General features: G+C 67.0%; 15 protein-coding genes. 7 read left to right on the forward strand and 8 right to left on the reverse strand.

From position 1 onward, the window contains the following. Positions 1-38: 38 nt before the first annotated feature. The 4 genes from rsmB to A9513_RS36555 are packed head-to-tail and all read right to left on the reverse strand — an operon-like array spanning position 39 to position 2,976. Positions 39-1,349, reverse strand: a complete 1,311-nt coding sequence (gene rsmB, locus A9513_RS17140; protein WP_065327672.1) for a 16S rRNA (cytosine(967)-C(5))-methyltransferase RsmB — start codon at positions 1,347-1,349, stop codon at positions 39-41. Next, a complete protein-coding gene (gene fmt, locus A9513_RS17145) occupies positions 1,346-2,305 on the reverse strand; it encodes a methionyl-tRNA formyltransferase (RefSeq protein ID WP_065327673.1) in 960 nt (319 codons plus the stop codon). The genes rsmB and fmt overlap by 4 nt, the downstream gene beginning before the upstream one ends. Before the next feature lie 54 nt (positions 2,306-2,359). Continuing rightward, a complete protein-coding gene (gene def / locus A9513_RS17150) occupies positions 2,360-2,866 on the reverse strand; it encodes a peptide deformylase (RefSeq protein ID WP_024763655.1) in 507 nt (168 codons plus the stop codon). Then, a complete protein-coding gene (locus A9513_RS36555; RefSeq protein WP_255302870.1) occupies positions 2,854-2,976 on the reverse strand; it encodes a hypothetical protein in 123 nt (40 codons plus the stop codon). The genes def and A9513_RS36555 overlap by 13 nt, the downstream gene beginning before the upstream one ends. Positions 2,977-3,004: 28 nt before the next feature. Here A9513_RS36555 and A9513_RS17155 point away from each other — a divergent pair, with 28 nt between their 5' ends. From A9513_RS17155 to A9513_RS17165, 3 genes are all read left to right on the forward strand, one after another. Further along, positions 3,005-4,030 carry a LysM peptidoglycan-binding domain-containing protein gene (locus tag A9513_RS17155; protein WP_038803456.1) on the forward strand — a complete coding sequence of 342 codons (1,026 nt, stop codon included), beginning with the start codon at positions 3,005-3,007 and terminating at the stop codon, positions 4,028-4,030. Between the two features lie 131 nt (positions 4,031-4,161). Beyond that, positions 4,162-5,262 (forward strand): DNA-processing protein DprA, encoded by a 1,101-nt coding sequence (dprA, locus tag A9513_RS17160; RefSeq protein ID WP_065327674.1) that lies wholly within the window; start codon positions 4,162-4,164, stop codon positions 5,260-5,262. Positions 5,263-5,303: 41 nt separating this feature from the next. Beyond that, the gene (locus A9513_RS17165; protein WP_065327675.1) at positions 5,304-5,861 is read left to right on the forward strand and encodes an L-threonylcarbamoyladenylate synthase; all 558 of its coding nucleotides are present in this window, start codon (positions 5,304-5,306) and stop codon (positions 5,859-5,861) included. A 117-nt stretch (positions 5,862-5,978) separates the two neighbouring features. Here the strand turns inward: A9513_RS17165 and A9513_RS17170 are convergent, their stop codons facing one another. After that, positions 5,979-6,956, reverse strand: coding sequence for an NADPH:quinone reductase (locus A9513_RS17170; RefSeq protein WP_065327676.1), 978 nt, complete (start codon positions 6,954-6,956; stop codon positions 5,979-5,981). 182 nt (positions 6,957-7,138) lie between these two features. Here A9513_RS17170 and hemF point away from each other — a divergent pair, with 182 nt between their 5' ends. Together hemF and aroE are read left to right on the forward strand one after the other, a co-directional pair. Then, a complete protein-coding gene (hemF, locus tag A9513_RS17175) occupies positions 7,139-8,053 on the forward strand; it encodes an oxygen-dependent coproporphyrinogen oxidase (RefSeq protein ID WP_065327677.1) in 915 nt (304 codons plus the stop codon). 158 nt (positions 8,054-8,211) lie between these two features. Next, positions 8,212-9,033, forward strand: coding sequence for a shikimate dehydrogenase (aroE, locus tag A9513_RS17180; RefSeq protein ID WP_065327678.1), 822 nt, complete (start codon positions 8,212-8,214; stop codon positions 9,031-9,033). A 40-nt stretch (positions 9,034-9,073) separates the two neighbouring features. Here aroE and A9513_RS17185 read toward each other — a convergent pair whose 3' ends face one another. From A9513_RS17185 to betC, 3 genes are read right to left on the reverse strand one after another with little or no spacing between them, the layout of a single operon-like run. Next, entirely contained in the window at positions 9,074-10,633 is a 1,560-nt protein-coding gene (locus A9513_RS17185) for a SulP family inorganic anion transporter (RefSeq protein ID WP_065327679.1), read from the reverse strand. Positions 10,634-10,640: 7 nt separating this feature from the next. Further along, positions 10,641-11,576 (reverse strand): choline ABC transporter substrate-binding protein, encoded by a 936-nt coding sequence (locus tag A9513_RS17190; RefSeq protein ID WP_065327680.1) that lies wholly within the window; start codon positions 11,574-11,576, stop codon positions 10,641-10,643. 30 nt (positions 11,577-11,606) lie between these two features. Beyond that, positions 11,607-13,118, reverse strand: coding sequence for a choline-sulfatase (betC, locus tag A9513_RS17195; protein WP_065327681.1), 1,512 nt, complete (start codon positions 13,116-13,118; stop codon positions 11,607-11,609). Positions 13,119-13,232: 114 nt separating this feature from the next. Between betC and A9513_RS17200 the strand changes: the two genes are divergently transcribed. Continuing rightward, entirely contained in the window at positions 13,233-14,144 is a 912-nt protein-coding gene (locus tag A9513_RS17200) for a LysR family transcriptional regulator (protein ID WP_065327682.1), read from the forward strand. Continuing rightward, entirely contained in the window at positions 14,141-14,479 is a 339-nt protein-coding gene (locus A9513_RS17205) for a DOPA 4,5-dioxygenase family protein (protein ID WP_024763665.1), read from the forward strand. Before A9513_RS17200 ends, A9513_RS17205 begins: the two co-directional genes overlap by 4 nt. Positions 14,480-14,579 lie beyond the last annotated feature (100 nt).

Below are 14,579 nucleotides of genomic sequence, written 5' to 3' on the forward strand. Positions count from 1 at the left end.
GGTGCTTTCCGTTTCGATCCGTTGGGAGTCGGCGCCTGTTACTTGGCCGAAATCTTGATCAGCTTGGCATAGTAGAACCCGTCATGCCCGCCTTGCTGCGGCAGCAACTGGCGGCCATGGGGCTGCTTCAGGCCCCACGGCCCGGACAGGTCCAGCTCGCGGGCACCGGGGGTGCGACCAAGGAACGCGGCGATCTGCTCGCTGTTTTCCTGTGGCATCACCGAGCAGGTCGCGTAGACCATCACGCCGCCGACTTCGAGGGTCGCCCACAGCGCGTCGAGCAATTCGCCCTGCAATTTCGCCAGCGCCTCGATGTCCTCGGCGGTGCGGGTCAGCTTGATGTCCGGATGGCGGCGAATCACCCCGGTGGCGGAGCAGGGTGCATCCAGCAGGATGCGCTGGAACGGCTTGCCGTCCCACCATTTGGCCGTGTCGCGGGCGTCGGCGGCGAACAGTTGGGCATCGAGTTGCAGGCGTGCGAGGTTCTCGCGCACGCGCACCAGGCGGCTTTCTTCCAGGTCCACGGCGACCACGCCAGCCAGTGCGGGCTCGGCCTCCATCAGGTGGCAGGTCTTGCCGCCGGGAGCGCAGCAGGCGTCCAGCACGCGCTGGTTCGGCGCCAGCTCGAGCAGGTCGGCGGCCAGCTGTGCGGCTTCGTCCTGCACGCTGACGCGGCCTTCGGCGAAGCCGGGCAGTTCGCGCACGTCGCAGGGCTGCACGAGGTTGATGCCGTCACGGCTGAACTCGCAGGCGGTCGCTTCGAAGCCGACGCGGTTCAACTCTTCCAGGTAGGCATCGCGGCTGCCGTGGCGGCGGTTCACCCGCAGGGTCATCGGCGGGTGGGCGTTGTTCGCGGCGCAGATGGCCTCGTACTGCTCCGGCCAGGATTTCTTCAGCGCTTTCTGCAGCCAGCGTGGATGCGCCAGGCGTGCAGCCGGGTCCTTGTCGACCTCGGCCAGCAGGGCTTCGCTCTCGCGCTGGGCGCGGCGCAGCACGGCGTTGAGCAGGCCCTTGGCCCAGGGCTTCTTCAGCTTGTCCGCGCAGCCGACGGTCTCGCCAATGGCCGCGTGCGGTGGAATGCGGGTGTAGAGCAGCTGGTACAGGCCGACCAGCAGCAGCGCCTCGACGTCACGGTCGCCGGCCTTGAACGGCTTCTGCAGCAGGCGCGCGGCGAGGGTGGACAGGCGCGGCTGCCAGCGGGCGCTGCCGAAGGCCAGCTCCTGCACCAGGCCACGGTCGCGCGGCTCGACGTTCTCCAGTTGGGTCGGCAGCGAACTGCCCAGCGAGGCGCGGCCGGCCAGCACGGCGGCCAGCGCGCGGGCCGCCGCCAGGCGAGGATTGGTACTCATGCGTCCGGCCCTTGCCGGCCAAGCGTCTGGCCAGCGGCAAACTGTTCGCGGCGGCTGTTGAACAGGTCGGCGAAGGCCAGCGGCTTGCCGCCAGGCAATTGCAGGCGGGTCAGCAGCAGCGCGCCTTCCCCGCAGGCGACCAGCAGGCCGTCGCGGCTGGCGTCGAGGATCTTGCCCGGTTCGCCCTTGCCCGGCGCGGGCTTGGCGCCAAGTACTTTCAGCGCGGCGTCACCGAGCGTGGTGTGGCAAACCGGCCACGGCGTGAAGGCACGGATGCGGCGCTCCAGCTCGTCGGCCGGGCGCGACCAGTCGATGCGTGCCTCTTCCTTGTTCAACTTGTGTGCGTAGGTGGCCAGGGTATCGTCCTGCACCTCGCCCCTGAGCGTACCGGCGGCGAGGCCGGCGATGGCCTCGACCACCGCCTTCGGGCCCAGCTCGGCGAGGCGGTCGTGCAGGCTGCCGCCAGTATCCTCGGCTGAAATCGGCGTGCCGACCTTGAGCAGCATCGGCCCGGTGTCCAGGCCGGCTTCCATCTGCATCACGGTCACGCCGCTCTCGGCGTCGCCGGCTTCCACCGCGCGCTGGATCGGCGCTGCGCCGCGCCAGCGCGGCAGCAGCGAGGCGTGGCTGTTGATGCAGCCCAGGCGCGGGATATCCAGCACCGCCTGCGGCAGGATCAGCCCGTAGGCAACCACCACCATCAGGTCCGGCTTGAGCGCGGCCAGCTCTGCCTGGGCGGCTGGGTCGCGCAGGGTCGGCGGCTGCAGAACCGGCAGGCAATGGTCCACGGCAAGCTGCTTGACCGGGCTGGGCATCAGCTTCTGGCCGCGGCCGGCCGGGCGGTCCGGCTGGGTGTAGACGGCGACGATCTCGTGCGGCGTATCCAGCAGGGCCTTGAGGTGCTCGGCGGCGAATTCCGGGGTGCCGGCGAAGACGATGCGCAGTGCTTGGCTCATATCGGGCTCTTCAAAAAGAAAAGGCTTGCCGGGGCAAGCCTTTGGGAGATGGGGTCACGCCTGTTGCCGGTGCTGCTTTTCCAGCTTCTTGCGGATGCGGTCGCGCTTGAGGTTGGACAGGTAGTCGACGAACAGCTTGCCGTTCAGGTGATCGCATTCGTGCTGGATGCACACGGCGAGCAGGCCCTCGGCCTCTTCCTCGAACGAATTGCCGTCGCGGTCCTGGGCCTTGATCCGCACCTTCTGCGGGCGGTCTACATTTTCGTAGAAGCCGGGCACCGACAGGCAACCTTCCTGGTACTGGTCCATTTCCTCGGTGAGGTAGTCGAACTCGGGGTTGATGTAGACCCGGGGCTCGGACTTGTCTTCGGACAGGTCCATCACCACGACCCGCTTGTGCACGTTGACCTGCGTCGCCGCCAGACCGATGCCGGGCGCTTCGTACATGGTCTCGAACATATCGTCGATCAGCGTGCGCAGGGCGTCATCGAAGACCGTGACCGGCTTGGCGATGGTCCGCAGGCGCGGATCGGGGAATTCGAGAATGTTCAGAATGGCCATATGCGTTTGTGATGCACTTGTGGAATAAAGTCAAAATCGGCTGCTAATATGCTGAGCAGCATCGAAAAACGGCTGGAAAGCGCGGTAGGGGCGGCTTCCAGGCGTTTCATGTGTACACATAATAAAGGGATTCACCGCATGAGGAAAACACTACTCGCCCTGCTGCTGCTCGCCGCAGGCGGGGTGGCGCAGGCTGCCGTGCAGCTCAAGGACGGCCATCCGGATCGTTATACCGTAGTGAAGGGCGACACCCTCTGGGACATCTCCGGCAAGTTCCTCAGCAAGCCGTGGAAGTGGCCGGAAATCTGGCAGGTGAATCCGCAGATTCAGAACCCGCACCTGATCTACCCGGGTGACGTGCTGAGCCTGGTGTACATCGATGGCCAGCCGCGCCTGATGCTCAATCGCGGCGAGTCGCGCGGGACCATCAAGCTGTCGCCGCGGGTGCGCAGCACCCCGATCGCCGAGGCGATCCCGACCATCCCGCTGGACAAGATCAACGCCTTCCTGCTTTCCAACCGCATCGTCGATAGCGACGCTGACTTCTCCAACGCCCCCTACGTGGTCGCTGGCGACCAGGAGAGCGTGATCAGCGGCGCCGGCGACCGTGCCTACGCTCGCGGTAACTCGCTGTCGGAAGAGAACAGCTATGGCATCTTCCGCCAGGCCAAGGTCTACACCGACCCGGAGACCAACGAAGTCCTGGGCATTGACGCCATGGACGTAGGCGGTGCCAACGTCACGGCCAAGGAAGGCGACGTCGCCACCCTGATGCTGACCCGCACCACCCAGGAAGTCCGTTCGGGCGATCGACTGTTCCCCACCGAGGAGCGCGCGATCACCTCCACCTTCATGCCCAGCGAGCCGAGCACCCCGATCAAGGGCACCATCATCGATGTGCCGCGCGGCGTGACCCAGATCGGCAAGTACGATGTGGTGACCATCGACAAGGGCACCCGCGACGGCCTGGCCGAAGGCAACGTGCTGGCCATCTACAAGCTGGGCGAGACCGTCCGCGATCGTGTCACCGACGAAATGGTGAAGATCCCGGACGAGCGCTCGGGCCTGGTGATGGTCTTCCGCACCTACAACCGCCTGAGCTACGGGCTGGTGCTGACCGCTACCCGCTCGCTGGAAGTCAACGACCGCGTCCTGAACCCCTGATGCGCAAGTGACTTGAAGAAACCCCGCTCCGGCGGGGTTTTTTGTTGGGGGTGATCCGGAAGGGTCCGACAGCGAAGGCCCAGGCCGGCGCGGCATAGTCCGGGGGTCTTCCGCACGCCAAGGATTGCGCCATGCCCGTTGCCCCGACCCTTTCACCCGCGGAGCTCGAAGCGCGGCTGCGCCTGCACGCCCTGCCCGAGCTGGGACCGCGTCGTTTTCATCGTCTGCTGGAGGCCTTCGGTTCGGCGTCCGCTGCACTCAGTGCGCCGGCGGCCGCCTGGCGTTCGCTCGGGTTGCCGGCCGCCTGCGCCGAACCGCGCCGCGATGCGTCCATCCGCGAGCAGGCAGCAGAGGTGCTGCACTGGCTGGAGGCCGCCGAGCATCATCTGGTCATGTGGGATGCACCCGGCTACCCCGCCCTGCTCGCCGAGCTGGGCGATGCGCCGCCGCTGCTGTTCCTGGCCGGCGAGCCGAACCTGCTGGAGCGGCCGCAACTGGCGATGGTCGGGAGCCGCCGGGCCAGCAAACCGGGGCTGGATACGGCGCGAGCCTTCGCTCGCAGCCTGGCCGGCGGCGGTTTCGTGATCACCAGTGGGCTGGCCCTGGGGATCGATGGTGCAGCCCATGAAGGTGCGCTGGAGGCCGGCGGAAAGACCGTCGCCGTACTGGGTACAGGCCTGGAGCGCCTCTATCCGCGTCGTCATCTCGGGCTGGCGAAACGCATCGTCGAGCAAGGCGGCGCCGTGATTTCCGAGCTGCCGTTGAACAGCGCGCCCCAGGCTTCGAACTTCCCCCGGCGCAACCGGATCATCAGTGGCCTGTCGTTGGGCACCCTGGTGGTGGAGGCCAGCCCGTCCAGCGGTTCCCTGATCACGGCGCGCCTGGCCGCTGAGCAGGGCCGCGAGGTGTATGCGATTCCCGGCTCGATCCATCATCCCGGCGCCCGTGGCTGCCACGAACTGATCCGCCAGGGCGCGACGCTGGTGGAGACAGTCGAGGACATCCTCGACGGCCTGCAGGGTTGGACACGCAGCGCGTCGGCGCTGGAGCGCGCGCCGGCTCTGCCGCCCCACCCGCTGGTCGACCTGCTCCGCGCCGCGCCACACAGCAGCGAGCAGCTGGCATTGCGCAGCGGCCTGGCGTTGCCTGACGTACTGGTGGCGTTGACCGAACTGGAGCTGGAGGGACGGGTTACCTGCGAAGCTGGGGTCTGGGTGCATCGCGCTCCCTGAGCACGTAAACTGCCGCGCATCGCAGATCCGAGGAGTTCCCGATGTACAGCAACTGGCGTACCCAGCGCATGGCTCAGGTCGTGCGCGATGGCGGTGTGATCGCTTATCCGACCGAAGCCGTCTGGGGCCTGGGCTGCGACCCGTGGAACGCCGACGCCGTGTACCGCCTGCTGGCGATCAAGGCGCGGCCGGTGGAAAAAGGCATGATCGTGGTGGCCGGCGATATCCGCCAGTTCGACTTCCTCCTCGACGACTTGCCCGGAGCCTGGCAGGACAAGCTCGCCGCCAGTTGGCCCGGCCCCAACACCTGGCTGGTGCCGCACCAGGGGCGCCTGCCCGAGTGGGTGACCGGCGAGCACGAGACCGTTGCCCTGCGCGTCACCGATCATCCGCTGGTGCGCGAACTGTGCCGCTACACCGGCCCGCTGATCTCCACATCGGCCAACCCCGCCGGCCGCCCCGCCGCGCGCAGCCGCCTGCGCGTCGAGCAGTACTTCCGGGGCGAATTGGACGGCGTGCTCGGCGGCGCCCTGGGCGGGCGCCGCAATCCCAGCCTGATCCGCGACCTGCGCACCGGCGAGACCGTTCGCCCGTCGTAAGCCGGTCACCACGACGCGACCCGGTTCGCGAGCAAGCTCGCTCCTACAAAAAGCGATACCGCCGCACCCTGTAGGACCGAGGGGGCGCCTAGCCCTTGCTCGCGAGCGCTGTTCCGGTCAGGGCAGCAGAATGGTCGAGCCGGTAGTACGCCGCGCCGCCAGCTCCGTCTGCGCCCTGGCCGCCTCGGCCAGACTGAAGCGCTGGTTGATCTCCACCTTCACCTTGCCGCTGGTGATCATGTCGAACAGGTCGTCCGCCATGGCTTGCAGGCGCTCCGGCGTGCTGGCGTAGCCGAACAGCGTCGGGCGGGTGACGTAGAGCGAGCCCTTCTGCGAGAGGATGCCCAGGTTCACCCCGTCCACCGGGCCGGAGGCGTTGCCAAAGCTCACTACCAGGCCGCGCGGCGCGGTGCAGTCCAGCGAAGTCAGCCAGGTATCCTTGCCCACCGAGTCGTAGACCACCGGGCACTTCTTGCCGTCGGTCAGCGCCAGCACGCGCTCGACCACGTTCTCGTGGCTGTAGTCGATGGTCTGCCAGGCACCGTGGGATTTCGCCAGCGCCGCCTTGGCCGCCGAGCTGACGGTGCCGATCAGGTGTGCGCCGATGGCCTTGGCCCACTGGCAGGCGATCAGCCCGACGCCGCCGGCGGCCGCGTGCCAGAGGATGGTCTGGCCCGGCTGCACGTTGTAGGTCTGGCGCAGCAGGTACTGCACGGTCAGGCCCTTGAGCATGACGGCGGCGGCCTGCTCGAAGGTGATCGCATCGGGCAGCTTCACCACGCTGGCGGCCGGCAGCGTGTGCTGCTCGCTGTAGGCGCCCAGCGGGCCGGTGGCGTAGCCGACGCGGTCGCCGACCTTCACGTTGGTCACCGCGCTGCCCACCGCCTCCACCTCGCCGGCGCCTTCGGTGCCAACCCCGGACGGCATCGCCGGTGCGGGATACAGGCCGCTACGGTAGTAGGTGTCGATGAAATTCAGGCCGATGGCGCGGTTGCGCACCCGCACCTCGTTGGGACCGGGCTCGGCGGGGGTGTAGTCGACGATTTCGAGGACTTCCGGACCGCCGGTCTTGGCGAATTGAACACGCTTGGCCATGTCGCTCTCCTGATGGCGCGAGGCTCTGCCTCGCCGGGGAAAAGACTTTCATCCAAGCCGCCAGCTTGACGGCCGTCAAGACCAGCTTTGCCGGCGGCGATGGTATGCTTGCGCCCGTTTTCGCTCTTAAATCCCGCTCCGGCCCGCGCCACGCGTGGCTTTCCCGCTCCAAGGTGATTCTCGTGACCGACCGCATCGAGGCCGTGAAGGCCTACCTGCTCGACCTGCAAGACCGCATCTGCGCCGCACTCGAAGCCGAGGACGGCAGCGCACGCTTCGTCGAAGACGCCTGGCAGCGTCCGGCCGGCGGCGGCGGTCGTACGCGGGTGATCGGCGACGGTGCCCTGATCGAGAAAGGCGGGGTGAATTTCTCCCATGTATTCGGCAGCGGTTTGCCGCCGTCCGCCAGCGCACACCGGCGCGAATTGGCCGGCCGCGGCTTCCAGGCGCTGGGCGTGTCGCTGGTGATCCACCCGACCAACCCGCACGTGCCGACCTCCCACGCCAACGTGCGCTTCTTCATCGCCGAGAAGGCAGGGGAAGAGGCCGTGTGGTGGTTCGGTGGCGGTTTCGACCTGACGCCCTACTACGCCCACGAAGAAGACTGCGTGCTCTGGCACCGGGTCGCCCGCGACGCCTGCGCGCCCTTCGGCGAGGACGTCTACCCGCGCTACAAGGAATGGTGCGACCGCTACTTCCACATCAAGCACCGCAACGAGCCGCGCGGTGTGGGTGGCCTGTTCTTCGACGACCTGAACCAGTGGGACTTCGACACCAGCTTCGCCTTCCTGCGGGCCATCGGCGACGCCTACCTCTCCGCCTACCTGCCCATCGTGCGCAAGCGCAAGAACACCCCGTACACCGAGCAGCAGCGCGAGTTCCAGGCCTTCCGCCGCGGCCGCTACGTCGAATTCAACCTGGTCTACGACCGCGGCACCCTGTTCGGCCTGCAGTCGGGCGGGCGCACCGAATCGATCCTCATGTCCCTGCCGCCGCAGGTACGTTGGGGCTACGACTGGAAGCCGGAACCGGGCAGCGAGGAAGCGCGCCTGACCGAGTACTTCCTCACGGATCGGGACTGGTTAGCGCAGGCCTGACCGTCATCTTTCGGGGCGTTCGCGAGCAGGCTCGCTCCTACAAGAGCGGCTTCGGAGCTGCCAGTAGGAACGAGGTTGCTCGCGAACCTGGTCTGGCACCCCGATAGAAAACCCGGCAAGCTCCTGCCCTTTCCAATCTTCTCGCTCCAGGACTTCCCATGGACCGCTACTGCGTCTTCGGCAATCCCATCGGCCACAGCAAGTCGCCGCAGATTCACCGCCTGTTCGCCGAGCAGACCGGCCAGGTGCTGAGCTATGACACGCGCTTGGCGCCGCTGAATGACTTCGCCGGGAACGCCCGCGAGTTCTTCGTTGAGGGCCTGGGCGGCAACGTCACCGTGCCGTTCAAGGAAGACGCCTACCGCCTGGCCACCGAGCTGAGCGAACGCGCGCGCCGGGCCGGTGCGGTGAATACCCTGAAGAAGCTGGAAGGCGGCGGCCTGCTGGGTGACAACACCGATGGCGCCGGGCTGACCCGCGACCTGACAGTGAATCACGGGGTCGTACTGCGCGGCGCGCGCATCCTGGTGCTGGGCGCCGGCGGCGCGGTACGCGGCATTCTCGAACCCTTCCTCGCCGAGCAGCCGGCCTGCATCGTCATTGCCAACCGCACCGCGTTCAAGGCTGAGCAACTGGCCGAGGAGTTCAAGGACCTGGGTAATGTGCGCGGCGGCGGATTCGATCTGCGCGCCGAGCCCTTCGACCTGATCGTCAACGGCACCTCGGCTTCCCTTGCCGGCGAGCTGCCGCCCATTGCTCCCGCTTTGATCGAGCCGGGCCACACCGTCTGCTACGACATGATGTACGGCAAGGACGTGACCGCCTTCAACCGCTGGGCTGCCGAACACGGTGCGGCGCGCTGCATCGACGGGCTGGGCATGCTGGTGGAACAGGCGGCGGAAGCCTTCCTGCTGTGGCGCGGCGTACGGCCGGATTCGGCGCCGGTGCTGGATGAGCTGAGGGCGCAGCTCAAGGGCTGAACACCGATTTGGGAGTGGGCTCCGACAGTGGCTGCCGGCTCTATTCCTCGACCTGCAACACTGCGCCCTTCCCCATCTGCCTTTCCAGCTCCGCGCGCACCCGTGGCCGGGCGTTGCGCAGTACCAGACAGCGGCCTTCGCTCGCGAGGCGCCGAGCCTCCTGCTGAAGCATCTGCGCGCCGGCGAAATCGATGAAGTTGACGTGGTGGGCGTCCAGCACGAGGCGTTCGCTGCGGCTGTGCTGCATCCGTTTCTGCAGGTAGTCGCAGGCGCCGAAGAAGATCGAGCCTTCGATGCGCAGCACCTCCTCGTCCTCGCGCTCCCAGTGCTGCACGCGCGGCTGCGAGGTGCGCTTGAGGTAGAAGAACAGCGAGGCCAGCACGCCCGCGTAGATGGCATTCTGCAGCGGCAGCAGCAGCGTGGCGCCGAGGGTCAGCAGCATCACCAGGGATTCCGCGCGGCTGCCTTTCCACAAGGCGCGCAAAGCCGGGCGATCAACCAGATTCCAGCAGATCAGCAGGATGCCGGCGGCCATGGCCGGCAACGGAATGTGCGTGATCAATCCAGCGCCCGCCACCGCCAGCAGCGCCACCCACAGTGCCGAGAAGACCCCGGCCAGCGGCGTGCGCGCGCCGGCATCCTGGTTCAGCCCGGAGCGGGTGAAGGAGCCAGCGGACAGCGTGCCGGACAGCCACGGCCCGATCAGGTTGGACAACCCCTGTGCACGCACCTCCTGATTGGCATCCAGCGGCTGATGCGAGCGGGTCGCCAGTGCGCGGGCAATCGATAGGCTGGTCACCAGCCCGAGCATGCCGCAGGCCACGGCGGCGGGGAGCAACTGGGCAATCGCCGACAGGTCGAACGGCAACGGGCTGAATGGCGGCAGTGCGCTGCGGAAGGCGGCGACCCTGGCGACACCGGCAAAGGTCGCCGGCATCGTCCAGACCAGTGTGCTGGCGCCGATCAGGCCGACCAGCAGCGCCGGTCCGCGCCGCCACAAGCGCTTCATCAGCAGGCTCAGTGCGAGGCTGAGCAGGCCGACCAGCAACGAAGGCCCGTGGAAATCCGCCAGCTTCCACCACAGCGCGGCGGCACTGGTCAGCGCCGTGCCCTGCCCGCCCGTGGTGATGCCGAGCAGATAGGGCAATTGGCCGATGACGATCACCAGCGCGGCGCCGCAGGTGAAGCCCAGCAGCACCGAGTGCGAGACGAAGTTCACCAGCACGCCGAAGCGCAGCATGCCCAGCAACCACTGGAACAATCCGGCGAGGAAGGTCAGCAGCAGCGCGTACTGGATGAACTGCGCGCTGCCCGGCGGCGCCAGCGGGGCGATGGCGGTGAACAGTACCACCGAGATCGCCGCCGTCGGCCCGCCGACCATGTGCTTCGACGAGCCCCACAGGCAGGCGATCAGCACCGGCAGCATCGCTGCGTACAAGCCGTACTCCGCCGGCAGCCCGGCGATCAGCGCATAGGCCATGGACTGCGGCAGGGCGAGCACTGCACCGGAAAGGCCGACGCCCAGGTCACGGCGCACATCGCGCCCCGTGACCTGCGGCAACCAGGCAATGAAGGGCAACAGGCGGATCAGACGTTCCATCGAAGGCCTACAGCTTGGCCTTCACGGCGGCCAGCGCGTCACCGCCGTCGCGGGTCTTCACGCCTTGCAGCCAGGTGTCCAGGCTCTGCGGATTGGCTTTGATCCAGGCCTTCACCGCGTCGGGGTTCTTCACGTTCTTCTCCAGCACCTCGGCCATGATGGCGTTCTCCATCTTCAGGTCGAAGGACAGGTTGGCCAGCAACTTGCCGCTGTTCGGGCACTGCTCGGCGTAGCCGTTGCGGGTGACGGTGAACACGCTGCCGGTGCTGCCGAAGTACTTCTCGCCGCCGGTGAGGTATTTCATGTCGTATTTGACGTTCATCGGGTGCGGCGTCCAGCCGAGGAACACCACCCAGCGATCACGCTTCACCGCGCGGCCCACCTCGGCGAGCATCGCCTGTTCGCTGGACTCCACCAGCTTCCAGCCGCCCAGGCCGAACTCGTCGCCGCTGATCATCTTCTGGATCGACTGGTTGGCTGGCGCGCCGGAGCCGATGCCGTAGATCTTCTTGTTGAACTGGTCAGCGTGCTGGCCCAGGTCGGCGAAGGTTTTCACGCCTGCGTTCCACACGTAGGTCGGTACGGCCAGGGTGAACTCGGTGCCCTGTAGGTTCTTCGCCAACTGGGTGACCTGCTTGCTGGCGATGAACTGATCAAAGAAGCCCTGCTGCGCCGGCATCCAGTTGCCGAGGAAGGCGTCCACCTGGCCGTCGCGCAGGCCGCCGTAGGTGATGGGCACCGAGAGAGTGTCGATCTTCACCTGGTAGCCCAGGCCTTCGAGGAGGAAGGCGGCGATGCCGTTGGTGACGGCGATGTCGGTCCAGCCCGGATCGGCCAGTTTCACCGTACTGCAGGCTTCATCTTCGGCCCGGGCCAGCGGGCCGCCCAGCGCGAGTGCGCCGGCCAGCAACAGCGTCGATGCTCTTCGTACGGTGTTCTTCATGCTCCCTTCCCCTTCGGCGTGTTGTGGTTGTTATTTCGGTTGCGGATAGCGCGCGCGGCGCTCCAGATCGTCGAGGTCGATGTGGTTGCGCATGTACTGCTGGCTGGCGTCGACCATGGGTTGGTGGTCCCAGCTTTTCAGCGTGCCATGGGTCAGCGCGTCGGCCACCAGCCGGCGACGGCGTTGGCTGGCCAGCACTTGCCGGGTGATGGCCGGCACGTCCCAGCGCGCGCGGGCTTCACCCAGCAGGTCGCGTACCCGATTGGCGTGGGCCGGCGAATCCATGAGGTTTTCCAGTTCGCGTGGGTCGTTCTTCACGTCGAACAGCAGGCACGGGTCCTGCTCGGAGTAGATGAACTTGAAGTCGCCGCGGCGGATCATCATCAGCGGGCTGACGGTGCCTTCGGCGGTGTATTCGCCGATCACCTCGTCGTGGCCGCCAACGCCTTGCAGGTGTGGCAGCAGCGAGCGGCCGTCGAGGTCGACGCCGGGCTCGACCTGCCCGCCGGCCAGCTCGACGAGGGTTGGCAGCAGGTCGACGGTGGACACTGATTCGCCGACCCGGCGCGGGGCGAAGCGCCTGGGCGCGTGCACCAGCAGCGGCACACGGGCGGCCATCTCGAACCAGTGCATTTTGTACCAGAGGCCGCGCTCGCCCAGCATGTCGCCGTGGTCGCCGGAGAACACGATCAGGGTGTCATCGCTCAGGTTGCAATCCTCCAGGGTGCGCAGCAGCGCGCCGATCTGCGCATCGACATAGCTGCACGCGCCGAAGTAGGCGCGGCGGGCGGCGCGTACCTTCTCCTCGGGCATCTTCTGGCCCCACAGGTCGATCACCTTGAGCAGCCGCTGCGAGTGCGGGTCCTGCTCGCCCTGGGCGATCTCTACCGAGGGCAGCGGGATGTCCTCGTCGCGGTACAGGTCCCAGTACTCGCGCGGGATGGTGTAGGGGTCGTGCGGGTGGGTCATGGACACGGTGAGGCAGAACGGCTGCTCGGGGTGTTCGCGCACATGGTCGTAGAGGTACTGGCGCGCCTTGAACACCACTTCCTCGTCGAAGTCGAGCTGGTTGGTGCGCACGCACGGGCCGGCCTGTAGCACCGAGGACATGTTGTGATACCAGCTCGGGCGCACATCCGGCTCGTCCCAGTTCACCGCCCAGCCGTAGTCGGCGGGGTAGATGTCGCTGGTCAGGCGTTCTTCGTAGCCGTGCAACTGGTCCGGACCGCAGAAGTGCATCTTGCCCGACAGCGCGGTGCGGTAGCCCAGGCGGCGCAGGTAGTGCGCGTAGGTGGGGATGTCGGCGGCAAAATCGGCGGCGTTGTCCCAGGCGCCGATTTTGGTCGGCAACTGGCCGCTGACCAGGGTGAAGCGCGAGGGCGCGCAGAGCGGGCTGTTGCAGTAGGCCGAGTCGAACACCACGCCTTCACCGGCGAGGCGCGAGAGGTGGGGCAGCTTGATCGGCGACTGGGCGTCGTAGAAGGGCAGGAGCGGCGCGGCCATCTGGTCGGCCATGATGAAGAGGATGTTCGGGCGCTTCATGGCGTTGGGCTTATCCTGTTGGCGCTGTTATGGGATGCTATTGGTCATGAGTCTGTTTCCTGCTGAATACGGGGTAAAGCGCATGGCACGGCATGCTTCGGATAACGTCCACTTATGTGTGAGCCCGTCTTGAGCGTGCCGCTGGAACTGCTGCGCGTGTTCGAGTCCGCGGCCCGGCTGCTGAGCTTCACCGCCGCCGCCGGTGAGCTGGGCACCACCCAGCCGGCGGTCAGCCAGCAGATCAAGCGCCTGGAGAAGCTGCTGGCAGTGCGCCTGTTCGACCGCATCCACCGCGGCATCGCCTTGACCGAAAGTGGGCAGGTGCTGCAGCAGCACGTTCAGGCGGGGTTGGAGAGCATCGACGCCGGCATCGCTGCGGTGACCGCGAAAAACCCCCACGAAGTGCTGCAGGTCGCCACCGACTTCGCCTTCGCCGCCTACTGGCTGATGCCGCGCCTGCCGCGCTTCCGCCAGGCACACCCGGAGCTGGATGTCGGCCTGATCAGCAGTGATCGCAGCCCGATTTCCCTGCGCAGCGACATCGATGTCGCCATTGCCTTCGGTGACGGGCGCTTCAAGCATGGCGAAGCGCTGCGGCTGTTCAGCGAGGAAGTATTCCCGGTGTGCAGCCCGCGCCTGGTGGCAGGCCGCGAACTGCCGCTGTCGCCCCAGGCGCTCACGGCCTTGCCGACGCTGCACCTGAAACCCGAAGCCTCCAGTCGGTGGTTCGACTGGACTGGCGTTTATCGCGAACTGGCCATCGACTCGGCGCCGGGCCCGGCCGGGTTGCGCTTCGACAACTACACGCTGCTGATCCAGGCGGCCATCGCCGGGCAGGGCGTGGCCATCGGCTGGCGGCACCTGGTCGACGAACTGCTGGAACAGGGGTTACTGTGCCGGCCCATCGCCGGGTCGCTGCAATCGCGATTCGGCTATTACGCCGTGCTGCCCGAACGCAAACGGCGCATGCGCCTGGTGCAGCGCTTCGTCGACTGGCTGCAGGCGGAACTGGAGCAGGACCGATGAACGACACCCCGATCAAGGATTTCCACGCCCACGTCTATTTCGACGCGAGCAGCCTCGCGCGTGCCCGCGCCCTGTGCGAAGAGGCGGCCAGCCGCTTCGGCGCGAAGATGGGCCGGGTGCACGAGCGCCCGGTGGGGCCGCATCCGGACTGGAGCTGCCAGCTGGCCTTCGACAACGCCACCTTCGCCACCCTGGTGCCGTGGCTGGCGCTGAATCGCGATGGCCTGGTGATCTTCGTCCACCCCAACACGGGCGATGACCTGCGCGATCACCGCGATCACGGTCTATGGATGGGCGAAGTACGTCCGCTGGACCTCTCGCCGTTCACGAGCTGACACGTTTTTGCATTCGATAATAATTCTCGATTCGGTGTATGCTGCCGTCCCTTCGCATCGGTCTGACAGACGTTGGCCGGTTTTTCGGGGTATTTCGGCC

This window comes from Pseudomonas sp. AU12215 (assembly GCF_001675465.2).
GTDB lineage: Bacteria > Pseudomonadota > Gammaproteobacteria > Pseudomonadales > Pseudomonadaceae > Pseudomonas > Pseudomonas nitroreducens.

Bases quoted from the DNA above. Each gene is read 5' to 3' on its own strand.
- A9513_RS17190 (WP_065327680.1), bottom strand. From the start codon at position 11,576: ATGAAGAACACCGTACGAAGAGCATCGACGCTGTTGCTGGCCGGCGCA.
- rsmB (WP_065327672.1), bottom strand. From the start codon at position 1,349: ATGAGTACCAATCCTCGCCTGGCGGCGGCCCGCGCGCTGGCCGCCGTG.
- aroE (WP_065327678.1), top strand. From the start codon at position 8,212: ATGGACCGCTACTGCGTCTTCGGCAATCCCATCGGCCACAGCAAGTCG.
- A9513_RS36555 (WP_255302870.1), bottom strand. From the start codon at position 2,976: ATGAAACGCCTGGAAGCCGCCCCTACCGCGCTTTCCAGCCGTTTTTCG.
- A9513_RS17155 (WP_038803456.1), top strand. From the start codon at position 3,005: ATGAGGAAAACACTACTCGCCCTGCTGCTGCTCGCCGCAGGCGGGGTG.
- A9513_RS17205 (WP_024763665.1), top strand. From the start codon at position 14,141: ATGAACGACACCCCGATCAAGGATTTCCACGCCCACGTCTATTTCGAC.
- betC (WP_065327681.1), bottom strand. From the start codon at position 13,118: ATGAAGCGCCCGAACATCCTCTTCATCATGGCCGACCAGATGGCCGCG.
- dprA (WP_065327674.1), top strand. From the start codon at position 4,162: ATGCCCGTTGCCCCGACCCTTTCACCCGCGGAGCTCGAAGCGCGGCTG.
- A9513_RS17200 (WP_065327682.1), top strand. From the start codon at position 13,233: ATGTGTGAGCCCGTCTTGAGCGTGCCGCTGGAACTGCTGCGCGTGTTC.
- def (WP_024763655.1), bottom strand. From the start codon at position 2,866: ATGGCCATTCTGAACATTCTCGAATTCCCCGATCCGCGCCTGCGGACC.
- A9513_RS17170 (WP_065327676.1), bottom strand. From the start codon at position 6,956: ATGGCCAAGCGTGTTCAATTCGCCAAGACCGGCGGTCCGGAAGTCCTC.
- fmt (WP_065327673.1), bottom strand. From the start codon at position 2,305: ATGAGCCAAGCACTGCGCATCGTCTTCGCCGGCACCCCGGAATTCGCC.
- A9513_RS17185 (WP_065327679.1), bottom strand. From the start codon at position 10,633: ATGGAACGTCTGATCCGCCTGTTGCCCTTCATTGCCTGGTTGCCGCAG.
- A9513_RS17165 (WP_065327675.1), top strand. From the start codon at position 5,304: ATGTACAGCAACTGGCGTACCCAGCGCATGGCTCAGGTCGTGCGCGAT.